Origin of the sequence: Sphingomonas sp. SORGH_AS_0438, from assembly GCF_031453475.1 — a bacterium.
In the GTDB taxonomy this organism is placed as follows: Bacteria; Pseudomonadota; Alphaproteobacteria; order Sphingomonadales; family Sphingomonadaceae; genus Sphingomonas.
Genome location: NZ_JAVIZS010000001.1, coordinates 3,101,388 through 3,117,029, shown reverse-complemented (window position 1 = coordinate 3,117,029; position 15,642 = coordinate 3,101,388). Strand labels below are relative to the sequence as shown.

The 15,642-nt window shown below is 70.3% G+C and carries 15 protein-coding genes; 6 read left to right on the top strand and 9 right to left on the bottom strand.

The features are described 5' to 3' along the window. The first annotated feature begins 396 nt into the window (after window positions 1-396). Entirely contained in the window at window positions 397-2,835 is a 2,439-nt protein-coding gene (hrpB, locus tag QE452_RS14635; RefSeq protein ID WP_309730320.1) for an ATP-dependent helicase HrpB, read from the top strand. Between the two features lie 10 nt (window positions 2,836-2,845). Further along, window positions 2,846-3,127: an ETC complex I subunit gene (locus tag QE452_RS14630; protein WP_309659515.1), complete on the top strand. Its 282-nt coding sequence runs from the start codon at window positions 2,846-2,848 to the stop codon at window positions 3,125-3,127. 132 nt (window positions 3,128-3,259) lie between these two features. Here the strand turns inward: QE452_RS14630 and QE452_RS14625 are convergent, their stop codons facing one another. From QE452_RS14625 to QE452_RS14610, 4 genes are read right to left on the bottom strand one after another with little or no spacing between them, the layout of a single operon-like run. Next, window positions 3,260-3,766 carry an NUDIX hydrolase gene (locus QE452_RS14625; RefSeq protein ID WP_405052804.1) on the bottom strand — a complete coding sequence of 169 codons (507 nt, stop codon included), beginning with the start codon at window positions 3,764-3,766 and terminating at the stop codon, window positions 3,260-3,262. Continuing rightward, window positions 3,760-4,431: a hypothetical protein gene (locus QE452_RS14620; RefSeq protein WP_309659517.1), complete on the bottom strand. Its 672-nt coding sequence runs from the start codon at window positions 4,429-4,431 to the stop codon at window positions 3,760-3,762. The genes QE452_RS14625 and QE452_RS14620 overlap by 7 nt, the downstream gene beginning before the upstream one ends. After that, entirely contained in the window at window positions 4,431-5,324 is an 894-nt protein-coding gene (locus QE452_RS14615; RefSeq protein WP_309659518.1) for a TPM domain-containing protein, read from the bottom strand. The genes QE452_RS14620 and QE452_RS14615 overlap by 1 nt, the downstream gene beginning before the upstream one ends. A 5-nt stretch (window positions 5,325-5,329) precedes the next feature. Further along, the gene (locus QE452_RS14610; RefSeq protein WP_309659519.1) at window positions 5,330-5,923 is read right to left on the bottom strand and encodes a LemA family protein; all 594 of its coding nucleotides are present in this window, start codon (window positions 5,921-5,923) and stop codon (window positions 5,330-5,332) included. A 106-nt stretch (window positions 5,924-6,029) separates the two neighbouring features. Between QE452_RS14610 and mscL the strand changes: the two genes are divergently transcribed. Beyond that, window positions 6,030-6,461 carry a large conductance mechanosensitive channel protein MscL gene (mscL, locus tag QE452_RS14605; RefSeq protein WP_309659520.1) on the top strand — a complete coding sequence of 144 codons (432 nt, stop codon included), beginning with the start codon at window positions 6,030-6,032 and terminating at the stop codon, window positions 6,459-6,461. Between the two features lie 9 nt (window positions 6,462-6,470). Here the strand turns inward: mscL and QE452_RS14600 are convergent, their stop codons facing one another. Together QE452_RS14600 and QE452_RS14595 are read right to left on the bottom strand one after the other, a co-directional pair. Next, complete coding sequence (locus tag QE452_RS14600) at window positions 6,471-6,854, bottom strand: PaaI family thioesterase (RefSeq protein WP_309659521.1); 384 nt, start codon at window positions 6,852-6,854, stop codon at window positions 6,471-6,473. Next, on the bottom strand, window positions 6,851-7,291 hold the full coding sequence (locus QE452_RS14595; protein ID WP_309659522.1) for a PaaI family thioesterase: 441 nt from the start codon (window positions 7,289-7,291) through the stop codon (window positions 6,851-6,853). Before QE452_RS14595 ends, QE452_RS14600 begins: the two co-directional genes overlap by 4 nt. A 110-nt stretch (window positions 7,292-7,401) precedes the next feature. Between QE452_RS14595 and QE452_RS14590 the strand changes: the two genes are divergently transcribed. Beyond that, on the top strand, window positions 7,402-8,208 hold the full coding sequence (locus QE452_RS14590) for a crotonase/enoyl-CoA hydratase family protein (protein WP_309659523.1): 807 nt from the start codon (window positions 7,402-7,404) through the stop codon (window positions 8,206-8,208). Between the two features lie 306 nt (window positions 8,209-8,514). On the opposite strand, the gene QE452_RS14585 is transcribed toward QE452_RS14590, so the two are convergent. After that, window positions 8,515-10,248: a M28 family metallopeptidase gene (locus QE452_RS14585; protein ID WP_309730317.1), complete on the bottom strand. Its 1,734-nt coding sequence runs from the start codon at window positions 10,246-10,248 to the stop codon at window positions 8,515-8,517. A 105-nt stretch (window positions 10,249-10,353) separates the two neighbouring features. Between QE452_RS14585 and pepN the strand changes: the two genes are divergently transcribed. Together pepN and QE452_RS14575 are read left to right on the top strand one after the other, a co-directional pair. Beyond that, window positions 10,354-12,948, top strand: coding sequence for an aminopeptidase N (pepN, locus tag QE452_RS14580; protein WP_309659693.1), 2,595 nt, complete (start codon window positions 10,354-10,356; stop codon window positions 12,946-12,948). Beyond that, complete coding sequence (locus QE452_RS14575) at window positions 12,945-13,784, top strand: NAD(P)-dependent oxidoreductase (RefSeq protein WP_309659525.1); 840 nt, start codon at window positions 12,945-12,947, stop codon at window positions 13,782-13,784. Before pepN ends, QE452_RS14575 begins: the two co-directional genes overlap by 4 nt. Here QE452_RS14575 and QE452_RS14570 read toward each other — a convergent pair. Then, window positions 13,694-14,605, bottom strand: coding sequence for an EamA family transporter (locus QE452_RS14570; protein WP_309659526.1), 912 nt, complete (start codon window positions 14,603-14,605; stop codon window positions 13,694-13,696). The two genes, QE452_RS14575 and QE452_RS14570, sit on opposite strands and share 91 nt — an antisense overlap. Further along, on the bottom strand, window positions 14,602-15,603 hold the full coding sequence (locus QE452_RS14565; protein ID WP_309659527.1) for a beta-eliminating lyase-related protein: 1,002 nt from the start codon (window positions 15,601-15,603) through the stop codon (window positions 14,602-14,604). The genes QE452_RS14570 and QE452_RS14565 overlap by 4 nt, the downstream gene beginning before the upstream one ends. Between the last annotated feature and the right edge of the window lie 39 nt (window positions 15,604-15,642).

The window sequence follows — 15,642 nt, the reverse complement described above, 5'->3', positions numbered from 1 at the left end:
TTGTTGATGGTGGGTCCATCAACGGTCAGGGTTGCCGGAATAACGGCGGCCATCGATGGTGCCGAGACAGCCAAGGTCGCTCCGGCAAATGCCAGTTTCACGAAGTTTTTCACTATGCCCCCATTGCGTTCGCGATGCTTCTGCATTCCGAAGTGGCGGATAGCTAATGTGTGATTAATCGTAAAATCCGGTATTATACTTAATCTCGATCAGTCATTGTTGGCGGTGTGCCTCACCATTGATTTTACACCTTTATAATATCCGAAATGGATGTTCGGGGCGGCATTGGCACCGGGACAGGGGAGCGCCCGGGGGCGCGTGTCGCGCCGCTTTGTGGCAAGGGACCGAAATGCCGCACATCTGCCAACTCGATTCCCGCCGTCGAAAGCGCGCCGCATGACCGCCCTGCCGATCGAGGCGGTGCTGCCCGACCTGCTCCAGGCCCTGCGCGACGGCCCCAACGCGGTGCTGGTCGCCCCGCCCGGCGCGGGCAAGACCACGGCGGTCGCGCCCGCCCTGCTCACCGAGCCATGGTGCACGGGCGAGATCCTGCTGCTGTCGCCGCGTCGCCTGGCGGCGCGGGCGGCGGCGGAACGGATGGCGGACTTGGCGGGCGAGCCGGTCGGGCAGCGTTTCGGCTATGCGACGCGGATGGACAGCCGCCGCTCCGCCGCGACGCGCGTGACGGTGGTGACGGAGGGGATCTTCGTCGCGCGTATCCAGGCCGATCCCGAACTGGCCGGCATCTCGGCGGTGCTGTTCGACGAGGTGCACGAACGCAATCTGGACGGCGATTTCGGCCTGGCGCTGGCGCTCGATGCGCAGGCGGGCCTGCGGCCGGACCTGCGCATCCTCGCCATGTCGGCGACGCTGGACGGCGCGCGCTTCGCCACGCTGCTGGCCGGCGCGCCGGTGATCGAGAGCGAGGGGCGCAGCCATCCGCTGACGCTGCGCCATCTCGGCCGCGACGCCAGCCGGCGGATCGAGGACATGGTGGCGAGCGCGATCCGCCAGGCCTTGCGCGACGAGGAGGGGGGCGTGCTCGCCTTCCTGCCCGGCGTCGCCGAGATCGAGCGGGTGGCGGAACGGCTGGAGGGACTGTCCGAGGGGGTGATGCTCCACCGACTGCACGGCAGCCTCGACCCCGCCGAACAGCGCGCCGCGATCCGGCCGTCGTCCACGCGCAAAGTCGTACTGGCGACCGGCATCGCGGAGACCAGCCTGACGCTCGACGGCATCCGCGTGGTGGTCGATTCGGGGCTGGCGCGCCGCCCCCGTTACGACCGGGCGGCGGGGATGACGCGGCTGGTGACCGAGCGCGCCAGCCAGGCGGCGGTGACGCAGCGCGCCGGCCGCGCCGCGCGCCAGGGGCCGGGCGTCGCCTATCGCCTGTGGGAGGAGGCGGCGACCGCCGGCCTGCCGCGCTTCGACCCGCCCGAGATCGTCGAGGCGGACCTGTCCGGGCTGGTGCTGGCCTGTGGCATCTGGGGCGTGCGCGATCCGCGCGACCTGTTGTGGCTCGACCCGCCACCCGCCGCCGCCGTCGAGGAAGCGCGCAACCGGCTGCTGGCGCTCGACGCGATCGATGCGGACGGGCGGCCGACCGCGCATGGCCGCCGCCTCGCCGCCATGCCGATGCCGCCGCGGTTGGCGCATATGCTGGTCGTCGCGGGCGGACATGGCCTGGGCTCCGTCGCGGCGGAGGTGGCGGTGCTGCTGTCCGAACGCGGGATCGGCGGACCCGATGCCGATCTGGAGGTGCGCCGCCGCCGCTGGCGCAGCGAGCGCGGCAGCAAGGCGGAGGCGGCGCGCAAGCTGGCGCAGCGCTGGGCGGCGATGGTCGGTGGTGGAAAGGGCGGTGACGCGCCGGGAGCGGAGGCGGCCTGCGTCGCGCTCGCCTTTCCCGACCGGGTGGCGCGGCGGCGCGACGCGACGGGCGAACTCTGGGCGTCGGTGGGGGGGCGCGGCTTCCGCCTCGATCCGACCAGCCCCCTGGCGCGCGCCGAATGGCTGGCGGTGGCGGAGACGCAGGGCGCGGCATCGAGCGCGCGCATCCTCGCCGCCGCCGCCGCCGATCTCGCCACGATCGAGACGCTGTTCGCCGACCGGATCGAGACGGTGCGGACCGTCCGCTTCGATCCCGACACCGGCGGCGTGCAGACGCTGCGGGAACGGCGGCTGGGGGCGCTGCGGCTGCAATCCGGCCCGGACAGCGGCGCGGACCCGCAGGCGATCGTCGCCGCGCTGGTCGAGGGGGTACGGACCCATGGCCTCGACCGGCTCCAATGGAGCGAGGGCGCCTTGCAGCTGCGCGATCGCGCCGCCTATGCCGGGCTGGACCTGTCGATGGGGTTGATCGAGCGGCTGGACGAATGGCTGCCGCCGCTGCTCGCCGGTCGCCGCCGGCTCGACCAGATCCTGCCGGGCGAGCTGACCGAGGCGATCCGGGGCGTGATCGGCTGGGACGAACTGCGCCGCATCGACCGGCTCGCGCCGCCGCATTTCACCAGTCCGGCGGGTTCGACTCACGCGATCGACTATGCCGCCGAGGGTGGCCCGCGCGTCGAGCTGCGGCCGCAGGCGTTGTTCGGGCTGGCGGTGCATCCGACGGTGGGCGAGGCGCGGGTGCCGCTGGTCCTGTCGCTCACCTCGCCCGCCGGCCGGCCGATCCAGACGACGCGCGACCTGCCGGGCTTCTGGGCGGGAAGCTGGGCCGATGTCGCGCGCGAGATGCGCGGCCGCTATCCGCGCCATCCCTGGCCCGACGAACCCGCCGCCGCCTCGGCGACGCTGCGCACCAAAAAGGCGGATGCAAGAGCCGCCGGTTCACGGTAGGAGGCGCATCATGGCAACCGCACGCATCTTCCAGCGCCCGAAGAACTCCATGCAGTCCGGCCGGGCCCGGACCGACCAGTGGCAGCTCGAATTCGAGCCGGCCGAGCCCAAGCAGCCCGATCCGCTGACCGGCTGGGCGGGCAGCGGCGACACGCGCGACCAGATCCGCCTGCTCTTCCCGACGCTGGAGGCCGCGATCGCGCATTGCGAGCGCGAGGGGCATGGGTACACGGTCGTGCCCGCACCGAAGAAGACGTTGAAGTTGCAGGCCTACGCCGACAATTTTCGCTGATCCCCTATTCCCCGGCGAAGGCCGGGGCCCAGTTGGGGGACGCTCGCGACGACGGACGGCGCTCCGTTACGACCACTTTCCCAACTGGACCCCGGCCTTCGCCGGGGAACGGCGTAGGACTCGCTCCTCCCGCTACAGCGCCGCCAGATCGAGCAGCAACAGGATCTTGGCGTCGATCCCCAGCCCCTCCGCGCGCTTCTCGCGCAGGAAACCCGGCACCGAGGCGAGCGGTACGCGGTGGACGGTGATGTCCTCCTCCGGCGATCCGCCGCCATCCCCGACCCGCACCAGCCCGGTGGCGCGCACCACGGTGAAGCTCTCCGACGTCATGCCGGGCGAGGAATAGAAGAGCCCCAGATCCTCGACCGTGTCGGCGCGATAGCCAGTTTCCTCCTCCAGCTCGCGCCGCGCCGCCTCGGCGGTCGATTCGCCGGCCGACTCGTCGCCGACCAGCCCGGCGGGCAGTTCCAGGCAGCGCTTGCCGACCGGGATGCGATATTGCTCGACCAGGATGATGTCCTCGCCGTCGAGCGCGACGATCACCGCCGCGCCGATTTCGCCCTTGCGCTCGGCATATTCCCAGCTGCCCTGCTGGCGGACGGTGAGGAACCGGCCCTCCCACTTCAACTCGCTCATAATTCGATCACCCGGTCCGGCAGTTCGTTGAGGTCATTGGCGTCGCGGGGGAAATGCTCGGCCAGCACCGCGCCGATCCGCTCGATCGCCGCCGCCATGCCGTCGCCGGGGCGGTCGTCCTTCACCGCCGCGATCAGCACGGCCATCGCCTCGCCCCACACCTCCGGCGCGACGCGGCTGTGGATGGGCGCGTCGGCGACCAGTTCGGCACGATGTTCGGCCAGCGACAGATAGAGCAGCACGCCGGTCGCCCCCCGCGTGCGCGATTCGACCGCCGTGCGGAACAGCAACAGCGCCCGTCGCCGCACCCGTCGCGCCTTGGTGGCATGGGGCGTGAGGGCGAGCCGCAGGGGCGCGGCGGCCAGCAGCAGCCGCACGATCAGAAAGGCGATGGTCGTCGCGATCAGTCCGATCAGGAACAGCGAGGCGGCGGGCGGCGGTCCGTCCCACGGGCTGGCGATCAGGCCATGCATCGCCTCCGCCGCACCTGGGATCGCGGCGAGCAGGGCGAGCACCAGCAGTATCGCCAGTACCGCCCAATGCAGGGCCACGTCATGATAGGCATCGGACTGGGCCGCGACGATCGGCACGATCTCGCCATTGGTCCGCGCCTCCGCCGCCGTCACCGCCGCCGCGACCTTGGCGCGGTCCGCCTCGTTCAGTCGCATCACCAATCCCCCGAAGCGCCGCCGCCGCCGAAATCGCCACCGCCGCCGCCGGTAAAACCGCCGCCGCCCCAACTGCCATCGGGGCCGCCGCCGCCATCACCGCCCCCGCCGCCGAAGCCGGAGCCGCCGCCCCAACCGCCGCCGCGCGAGCGGCCGATCTCGTTGGCGATGCCCCACAGGACGATGGGCAGGGTGGAGCCGGAACCGCCCGACCGATCGTCCCACGGGCCCTGGCGGTAGCGCTGTCCGCGCCCGCCGCGCCGGAAGATCATCGGCAGGACGACGAAGGCCAGGATGATGAGCCAGAAGATCAACGCCACTGGCACGCCGCCGCTGCCTTGCGGACGGCGGCGATGCTCGCGATCGAACTGGGCGATGGCGGCGTCGGTCTTGGCCTTGGCTTCCTCGGGACTGGCGCGCAGCTGGGCGACGATCTGGTCGGTGCCTGCTGCAATCGCCTGCGGCACCTTGCCGTCGCGGATCAGCGGCAGCATCGTCTGGTAGACGATGACGCTGGACAGGGCGTCGGTCAGGATCGGCTCCAGCCCGCGCCCCACCTCGATCCGCGGGCCGCGCTGGCCGGCGGGATTGCCCGGCGCGAGCAGCAGGATCGCGCCGTTATTGGCGCCCTCCAGCCCGACGCCCCAGGCCCGACCGAGCCGATAGCCATAGTCGGGCAGGGGATAGCCCTGCGTGTCGGGTACCGTCACCACGACCAGCTGCCGCTTGGTATCGCGTTGCAGCCCCTCCAGCTTCTGCGTCAGCGCCGCCCGCTCGGCCGGCGACAGGACATTCGCTTGGTCAACGACCAGCCCCGTGAATTTCGGGAAGGTCTGTGCCACCGCGACCTGCGCGGTGAGCAGCAGGAGCAGCGCCGCCAGCCAGCGGATCATGCCGGTCAGCTCGCATTCCCGAAATTGACCGTCGGCGCGGTGTCGGCGTTCTGCGAAGTCGCGGTGAACGGCACGATCGGCTTGGCGCCGTAGAAGATGCGCGCGCCGACCGCGTCGGGGAAGGTGCGGATGCGGGTGTTATAGTCCTGCACCGCCTTGTTGTAATCCTGGCGGGCGATGGTGATGCGGTTCTCCGTCCCCTCCAGCTGGCTCATCAGCGTGGTGTAGTTGCCCTGGCTCTTCAGCTCGGGATAGGCCTCCTGCAGGCGTTGCAGGTTGAGCGTCACCGCGCTCTGCGCCCGCTCGAAATTGGCCAGCTTGGCGGGATCGGTCAGGTCGTCGCCGCTCAGCTGCACCTGGTTGGCGGCGGCGCGGGCGCGCGTCACCTCGGTCAGGATGTCCTTTTCCTGCGCGCCGGCGGCCTTCACCGTCGACACCAGGTTGGGGATCAGGTCGGCGCGGCGCTGATACTGGTTCTGCACGTCCGCCCAACGCGCCTTGGCATTTTCCTCGGCGGTCGGGATGCTGTTGATTCCGCAACCCGACAGGGTAGCGACCACCATCAGGGCCGGTACGACCGGCATGAAACGACGCGACATGAAGCCTCCTCAATCTGTCCTAGCCATATAGGACACCCGTATCGCTTGGCGAAGAGGGTTTCGGCGATTACGCTCCAGATTGGGATTTGCTGCAAGGGGAAGAAAGATGCTCAAGGAATTCAAGACGTTCATTGCGCGCGGCAATGTGCTCGACCTCGCCGTGGCGGTCATCATCGGCGCGGCCTTCGGCCGGATCGTGACCTCGCTGACCGAGGATGTGCTGATGCCGGTGATCGGCAAGGTCTTTGGCGGCCTCGACTTCTCCAGCTATTTCCTGACCATGGGGCCGGTGCCGGCCGCGCTCGCCGGATCGACCGACTATGCCGCGCTGAAGAAGGCGGGCGTGCCGCTGCTCGGCTATGGCGAATTCATCACCCAGGCGGTCAATTTTGTGATCGTCGCCTTCATCATCTTCCTGATCGTGCGTTCGGTGAACAAGCTGATGCCCAAGCCCGAGGTCGCGACCCCCGTCGAGCCGGCCGACGTCACGCTGCTGCGCGAGATCCGCGACGAGCTGAAGGGCCGGCCGCGCGTCTGAGTCGGGGCGTCAGGGCCGTTCGATCAGATAGTTGAGCCGCGCCGCCGCGATCGGGCGGGCGCGGTCCTCCTGCCAGGCGACGGCCTCGACATTGGCGATGCGGGTGCCGAGCCGCGTGACCGTGCCGATCCCGCGCGTCGGCCGCTCGCGCCCGCCGCGCATATAGTCGACCGTCACCGTGATCGGCTTGATCCGGCCGCCGCCCTCCGCCTGCAGGGCCTGGTCGAGCGCGGCGATCGCCGCCATCTCCAACAGGCCGGCGATCGCACCGCCATGGACGAAGCCGGGCCGGCCCAGCACCGGCTCGCCGAACGGCAGCAGCAGCACCGGCGCGCCGTCCGCCTGCTCCTCGACGGTCATGCCGAGCAGGTCCGCATAGGGTGGCAGGATCATGCCGTCGCCCCCTTCGCCGGCGCGTCCATCAGCATGAAGGTGCCGGCGACATGCGCGATCGGATCGTCCGGATCGGTATGATAGGCGATGCCGCGCACGAAGGCGACCGAGCGCGCCAGCCGATAGCATTCGCCGCGCCCGATCACCGTCTCGCCCGGCGTGGCGGGGCGCAGATAGTCGACGCGCAGGTCCAGCGTGGCATGGGGCGCGAAGACGCCGCGCCGGGTCCACACCGCCATGCTGGTCGCCATGTCCATCAGCGTGACGATCGGGCCGGACGCCAGGATGCCGGTGGCGGGGTCGCCGACCTGATCGGCGGCATAGGGCAGCGCCAGCTCCACCCACCGATCCGCCTTGGCATGATAGTGGATGCCCAGTCGGCCGCCATGGCCATAATGGTCCAGCCGGGTGAAGCGGGCGGGGTCGAACGCGGTCATGACGCTTTGGTAAGCGGCTCGGGCGGTCACGCGCAAGCACCGCCGGCGGCCCCCTCGACACCGGCGGGTCGCCGCGTCACACTTGGGGGATAACAGGAGAGGACAAGGCCATGACCGATCGGGTCGCACTGACCATCGCGGACGGGATCGCGCATGTCCGGCTGACGCGGGGCGACAAGCTCAACGCGCTCGACCCGGCGATGTTCGAGGCGATGGCGGCGGTGATCGCGCGACTGGCGGAGGCGACCGACGTGCGCTGTGTCCTGCTGTCGGGCGAGGGGCGCGGCTTTTGCGCGGGGCTCGACATGGCGGCGATGGCGGGCATGGCCGGCATGGCGACCGGCGGCACCGGCGGATTGCTGACCACCGAGCGGACGCACGGCCTGGCCAATCTGGCGCAGCAGGTCGCCTGGGGCTGGCGGACGCTGCCGCAGCCCGTGGTCGCGGCGCTGCATGGCGCGGTGCTGGGCGGCGGGTTGCAGGTCGCCAGCGGTGCGGACATCCGGCTGGTTGCGGCGGACGCGCGGCTGTCGGTGCGCGAGCTGCATTGGGGCATCGTGCCGGACATGGCCGGCTTCGCGCTGTGGCGGGGCACGGTGCGCGACGATGTGCTGCGCGAATGCACCTATACCGCGCGCGAGTTCGACGGGGCGGAAGCGGTGGCGATGGGCTTCGCGACCCGCATCGCCGCCGATCCGCTGGCCGAGGCGCAGGCGCTGTGCCAGGCCATTGCCGGCCGCAACCCGGACGCGATCCGCGCCGCCAAGCGGCTGTTCGCGGTCGCGGCGGATGGCGATCCGGCCGCGATCCTCCGGGCGGAAAGCGACGAACAGGTGCGGCTGCTCGGCTCCGCCAACCAGCGCGAGCAGGTGATGGCGAATATGGAGAAGCGCGCGGCGCGGTTCCGCGACGGTTGATCCCCGTCCGGTTCCCCGGCGGAAGCGAAACCCTTACAAAAGTCGCTTCCGTGCTCCTGCGAAGGCAGGAGCCCAGGGGTTTTTCGCCGCCATACGACGTTGTTCTTCCTCGCCCTGGGCTCCTGCGTCCGCAGAAGCACAAGCCTCGACGCGCTGTCTTGCCGGACTTCCGCAGAGGTTTCGCGACGGCCGATGCCAGTTGGGGGGGGCTTGGGTAACGGAGCGTGAACCTCGCCAATCAGCGTCCCCCAACTGGGCCCCGGCCTCCGCCGGGGAACCGGAGTTGGTGAAGAGGGCGACCGCCCCTTACTTCGCCGTGGTCGGGCCCTTGTACAGTCGCCCGAAATAGTCGCCGCGATTCCACAGCGGCCGCTCCGCGCCATCGGCGATTTCGCGTGCGATGCGATAGTTGACGTCGACGAAGCGGACGCCCTGGTCCCACAGGATCGGCTGGGTCAGGTCGTCGGACGGCTTGTGATAGTTGGTCGACATGAAATGCTCGACCGCCGCCTTGCCCGGTCCCTTCTGCCCCGGCCACAGGAAGACCGAGGGGATGCCCTTCTGCACGAAGCGGAAATGGTCGGAGCGGACGAAGATGCCCTGTTCCGGCATCGGATCGGGCGACAGGTCGACACCCGCGCTGTTCACCGCGCGGCGCACGATCGGCCCCAGCGTCGACCGGTCGGCACCGTACACGATCATGTCCTCGAACGGATAGAGCAGGATCGGCATGTCGAGATTGACGTCGGCGACGATGTGGTCGAGCGGCACGGTCGGGTGGTTGGTGAAATAGTCGGAGCCGACCAGCCCCTTCTCCTCGCCGGTCACCGCCAGGAACATCAGCGTACGCTTGGGCGCGGTGCCGTCCGTCTTGAAGCGGCGCGCCTCCTCGATCAGGCTGGCGATGCCGATCGCATTGTCGAGCGCGCCGTTGTTGATCGCATCGCCGTTCACCGGCGTGCCGACGCCGATATGGTCGAGATGCGCGGACAGCACCACCACCTGGTCCTTCAGTGCCGGATCGCTGCCGGGGATCAGGCCGACGACATTGCTGCTGTCGACGGGCGTGATGCCGGTCTTCGTCGCCACCGCCAGCGTGCCGGGCAGCGCGACCGGCCGGTAACGGGGGGTCGTCTTCGCGGCCTGGGCGACGATCTTGCTCCAGGGGGTGCGCGCGCCGGCGAACAGCTTGGCCGCGCCGGCCGGGCTCAGCGTGCCGAGCATCGCGATCGACTCGCCATTGCCGGTGCCGTCGGGCCGGGCCCAGGTCATGCGCGGCCGGTCGTAGGTCTCGGCCATCCTGGCCATCGCCTCGGGCGTCATCGTCGCGCTGCCGAGCAGGATCGCACCGACCGCGCCATGCGCGGCGGCGGTGCGCAGCTTGGTCTGGGGCGAGCCGAAAAAGGCGCGTTCCTCGCCGTCGAAGCGCGCGGGCGCGCCGCCGAAGAACAGCACGATCTTGCCGCGCACGTCGACGCCGTTGAAATCGTCATGGCCATATTGCGGCGCATCGATGCCATGGCCGACGAACACGACCGACGCGGACAGGCTGGCTTCCCGGTGCGTGGCGTCGGGGGCGGGGATGTAGTCCTGGCCGAACACCAGCGGCTGCGCCGCGCCCTTGGCGGGGGTCAGCACGAAGCGGCCCTGGCCATCCGCCTTGTAGCGGACCAGCGGCACGCGTTGCAGATAGCCGCCCTGATCGCCGCCGGGGCGCAGGCCGGCCGCATAGAATTGCGCGGCGACATATTGCGCGGCGATGTCGAATTCCGGGCTGCCCGCCTCGCGCCCCTTCATCGCGTCGGAGGCGAGGAACAGGACATGCGCCTTCATCGCCGCCTGGTCGGCGGGCAGCGGCGCGGCGAGCCGGGCGTTGAGCGCGGCCGGATCGGGCTTGGCCGGGGCGGTCGTGCCCCCCTGTTGCTGGGTGCCGGCGGCGGCCGGCGCGGGCGCGGCCTGGGTCGCGCTGGGCGGCACGGTCTGCGCCATGGCGCTGGTGGAAAGGGCCATGGCCACGAGCGCGGCCGGAAAAGCGTGCATCCTCAATCCTTAACTGGTCTCATGCGTGACTATCACAGCGATCCGGCGTCGCAAGCGCGACGCAAGGCGATGGAACCATTGCGCGCGCCGACTATAACTAGCGACATGGACATGCCCAACAGCCTCGCCGCACCCCAGACGATCCACCGTGGCGACTATCGCCCGCCGGCCTGGATGGTGCCCGAGACTCGGCTCGACTTCGACCTCGATCCCGCCGCGACGCGCGTCCACGCCACGCTGACCGTGACGCGGAACGCTGCGGACGCCGGCCCGCTGCGGCTCGACGGCGCGGGGCAGCGCGTGCTGGCGGTGCGCGTCGATGGCGTGGCGGTCGAGGACTGGGCGCTGGAGGGCGAGACACTGGTCGTGCCGCTGACGGGCGACGCGCATGTCGTCGAGACCGAGGTGGAGATCGCGCCCGACCGCAACACGCAGTTGATGGGCCTTTATGCCAGCGGCGGCATCCTCTGCACGCAATGCGAGGCGGAGGGGTTCCGCCGCATCACCTATTTCCCCGACCGCCCCGACGTGCTCAGCCGCTATTCAGTGCGAATGACGGCGGACAAGGCGCGCTATCCGGTGCTGCTGTCGAACGGCGATCCGGTGGCGAGCGGCGACCTGGACGATGGCCGCCACTGGGCCGAATGGAACGATCCCTTTCCCAAGCCCAGCTATCTGTTCGCGCTGGTCGCGGGCGATCTGGCGGTCAATCGCGGGTCGTTCACCACCCAGTCGGGCCGCGAGGTGGAACTCGGCATCTGGGTGCGTGCCGCCGACCTGCCGCGCACCGACCATGCGCTCCACGCGCTGAAGCTGTCGATGGCCTGGGACGAGCGGATCTATGGCCGCGAATATGACCTCGACGTGTTCAACATCGTCGCGGTCGACGATTTCAACTTCGGCGCGATGGAGAATAAGGGGCTGAACATCTTCAACAGCCGCTACATCCTCGCCGATCCCGACACCGCCACCGATTACGACTATGACGCGATCGCGGCGGTGGTGGCGCATGAATATTTCCACAACTGGTCGGGCAACCGCATCACCTGCCGCGACTGGTTCCAGCTCTCCCTGAAGGAGGGCTTCACCGTCTATCGCGACCAGAATTTCTCCGCCGACCAGGGTTCGGCGGCGGTCAAGCGGATCGAGGATGTGCGTGGCCTGCGCGCCAGCCAGTTCCCCGAGGATGCCGGCCCGCTCGCGCATCCGGTGCGGCCCGACGCCTATCAGGAGATCAGCAACTTTTACACGGCGACCATCTACAACAAGGGCGCCGAGCTGATCCGGATGATGGCGACCATATTGGGGCCGACCGACTTCCGCGCCGCCACCGACCTGTATTTCCGCGAGTTCGACGGCACCGCCGCGACCTGCGAGGATTTCGTGCGCTGCATGGAGCGGGCGAGCGGGCGCGACCTGTCGCGCTTCCGCCTGTGGTACAGCCAGGCCGGCACGCCGCGCATCTCCGCCAGCCTGTCGCACAGCGCCGGCGGCGGCCGCGCGACGCTGCGGCTGGCGCAGCATGTGCCCGCCACCCCGGGCCAGCCGATCAAGGAGCCGATGGTCCTGCCGCTCAAGCTCCGCCTGTTCGGCGCGGAGACGGGCAAGCCGCTGACCGAGGAGCGGCTGGTCCTGCTCGACGAGGCGGACGAGACACTGGTGTTCGAGGCGGTGACCGAGCGGCCGGTGCTGTCGATCAATCGTGGCTTCTCCGCCCCCGTGGTGGTGGAGAGCGACCGCAGCGCCGCCGATCTCGCCTTCCTGTCGGCCAAGGACGACGATCCCTTCGCCCGCTACGAGGCGATGCAGCAGCTGATGCTCGACACGCTGGTCGCGGCCACCGTCTCGGGCGAGGACCGGTTCAAGGCGGTGGTCGACGCGGTTGCCAACACGCTGGACGATCCCGAACTCGACCGCGCCTTCGTGGCGGAGGCGGTGCTGCTGCCGTCCGAGGCGTTCGTCGGCGACCAGCTGGCCGAGGTCGACCCGGAGGCGATCCATCAGGCGCGCGAGGCGCTGCGCCGGACCCTGGGCGAGGCGCTGCACGATCGCTGGGCGCATCTCCACACGGCGAACGAACAGGGCGGCTATGTCTATTCGCCCGAGGCCAAGGGCAGGCGGCGGCTGCGTAACGTCGCGCTCGGCTATCTGGCGGCGTCGGGCGCGGCGGAAATCGGCGCCTTGGCATGGCGGCAGTTCGAGGCGGCGGACAATATGACCGACCGGCAGGCGGCGCTCAACACGCTGGCCAATGGCGATTTCGCCGAGCGGCCGGCGGCGCTGGAGGCCTTTTACCGCCGCTATGCCGGCAACAGCCTGGTCATCGACAAATGGTTCCAGACCCAGGCGCTGTCGACCCGCGACGATGCGGCCGACGCGGTGGTGGCGCTGGCCCGGCATGCCGATTTCACCCTCGCCAATCCTAACCGCGCCCGCGCCCTGGTCGGCGCGTTCGGGGTCAACCAGCGCGCGTTCAACCGGGCGGACGGCGCGGGCTATCGCTTCCTGGCCGACCAGCTGCTCCAGCTCGACCGGCTCAACCCGCAGACCGCCGCCAAGCTGCTGCCGCCGCTCGGCCGCTGGCGGCGCTTCGATGCGTCGCGCGCCGCCCTCATGCGCGCCGAGCTGGAGCGGATCGTCGCGCAACCCGGCCTGTCCAGGGACCTGTTCGAGCAGGCGTCGAAGAGCCTGGCCGGATGAGCGGCCGGCGGCTGCTGGTCTTCGGCCTGGGCTATAGCGCCGGACGATTGGCGGCGCGGCTGGACGCCGAGGGATGGGTGGTGATGGGCACCACCCGCGATGGCCGCGACGGAAGCCTGCGCTTCGACGATGCGGCGGCGGTGCGGTCGGCGCTGGCGGCGGCGAGCCATGTGCTCGCCTCGATCCCGCCGGACGAGGCAGCGGGCGATCCGGTGCTGGCGCAATATGGCGACGGGCTGGCCGGCAAGTGGCTGGGCTATCTGTCCTCGACCGGCGTCTATGGCGATGCGGAGGGCGGCTGGGTGGACGAGACCGCGCCGACCGGCACCGGGCGGCGCTCGGCGCGCGCGGCGGCGGACTCGGCGTGGCTGGAGCGGGGCGCGCATGTGTTCCGCCTGCCCGGCATCTACGGCCCCGGCCGCTCGCCGCTCGACCGGGTGCGGGCGGGCACGGCGCATCGAACCGATGCCGACAATCTGTTCAGCCGCATCCATGTCGACGACATCGTGTCGGGCGTGATCGCGGGCTTTGATGCGCCGCCGGGGGCCTATAACCTGACCGACGACCTTCCCGTCTCGCCCAATGCCGTCACCGAATATGCCGCCGCCCTGCTGGGGATGCCGGTGCCGCCGGTGCGGCCGGTCGAGGCGCTGCCGCGCATGGCGCGCGGCTTCTATGCGGAGCGGCGGCTGGTGGCGAACGGCAAGGCCAAGCGCGTGCTCGGCTGGACGCCCGCCTATCCCGATTACCGCGCCGGCCTGCGCGCGGTCAGCGCGACGACCAGCCCGGCCCCCGCCAGCGCCGCGCCGCCGGCGGCGAGCGGCGACCAGCGGTAATTCTCGAACAGGGTCGACAACAGCATCGCGATCACCGGTACGATGACGCTGCTATAGGCCGCCTTGGCCGGCCCGATCACGCGCAGCACGCCATAATAGAGCGGGAAGGCGAGCGCCGAGGCGAAGAGCGCCAGATAGAGGATGCCGAGCAGATAGCCGATCCGCATCTCCACCACCGGCGGCCCGACCGTGAGGAACGCAAACACCGCGTCCAGCCCCGCGCCGATCAGCATCGCCATGGCCAGCGTCGGCAGCATCGGATAGCGTTTCGCGGTCCGCGTCGCCTGGAGGACATTGGCGCAGGAGGCGGACAGGATGGCGAGCAGCGTCCAGCCGATGCCGGTCAGCGCGGTGGCGGGACCGTGCGGGTCGCTGCGCACCTCGTGCACGAACAGCAGGGCCACGCCCGCCATCGCGATCCCCGACCCGACCAGCAATTGCCGCCCCAGCCTCTGGCCCAGGAAGAGGCGGGCGAGCAGGGCGTTGGGCACCAGCAGCAGCGCGAACACCACCGCCACCAGCCCGGAGGTGATGAACGCCTCCGCCCGGTAGACGAAGTTGAAGTTGAGGACGAATTGCAGCGTGCCGACCGCCACGGCGAACAGCCAGCCCGCCGCGTCCAGCCGCACCCGCTCCCCCTTGGCGCGCGCGAAGGCGAGCATGGCAAGCCCGGCGAGCAGGAAGCGATAGGTCACCGACCAGCTTGCCGGCACCACGCTGATCTGGTCGCGGATCACCAGCCAGGTCGATCCCCAGATCAGCGTGACGATCGCGAAGGGGATCAGGATGCGCGCGCGCGTCGATTGCGGCCGCGCGATCATAGGGCGCGGATCGCCTCGGCGAGCTGCGCGACATGGCCCGCATCGCTGTCCCAGGCGGTGACCAGCCGGATCTCGCCGGCCGCCCAGTCGTAGAAGTCGAAGCCCTGGGCGCGCAGCGTCGCGGCCTCGGCGGGGGTGGCGCGCAGGAACACCTCGTTCGCCTCCACCGGATGGACCAGCCGCTCGCCCGCCGCCGCGCCGATCGTCGCGGCCCGCGCATTGGCGGCGCGGCCATTGGCGATCCACAGGTCATCCTCCAGCATCGCGTGGATCTGCGCGGCGAGATAGCGCCCCTTGGACATGAGCAGCCCGGCGCGCTTGCGGCGGCGCAGCGTCGCGTCGGCCAAAGTCGGGTCGAAGAAGACCAGCGCCTCCGCCGACATCGCGCCATTCTTGACGAAGCCGAAGGAGAGCGCCTCGACGCCCGCGCGCCACGTCACCTCGGCCGGGGTGCAGCCGGCGCTGGCCACGGCATTGGCGAAGCGCGCCCCGTCCATATGCAGGCGCCAGCCGCGCGCGCGGCACAGCGCGCCGATCGCCGCGACCTCGTCCGGCTGGTAGACCAGGCCATATTCGGTGGCGTTGGTGATCGACACCGCTTGGGGCTGGACGCGGTGGACGTCGTTGGCGATGCTGTCGGCCAGCGTCGCGATCGTCTCCGGCGTCAGCTTCGCGCCGTCGCCTTCGGCCAGCATCAGCTTGGCGCCGTGCGTGTAGAATTCGGGCGCGCCGCCCTCGTCATTCTGGATATGCGCGTCGCGGTGACAGATCACCCCGGCATAGGGCGGGCACAGCGCCGCCAGCGCCAGGCAATTGGCGGCGGTGCCGGTGGGCACCCACAGCACGCGCACCGGCGTCTCGAACAGGTCCGACAGCCGCGCATCCAGCGCCTGCGACCAGCGATCGCCGTCATAGGCAGTGTCGAGCGTGTTCGCCGCCGCCATCGCGGCCATCACGGCGGGGTGAACGGGGGCGGCGTTGTCGGAGAAGAAGCGCATGGCCGGTGCTCTGGGTCAGGCACGGGGTTTCCGTCAACG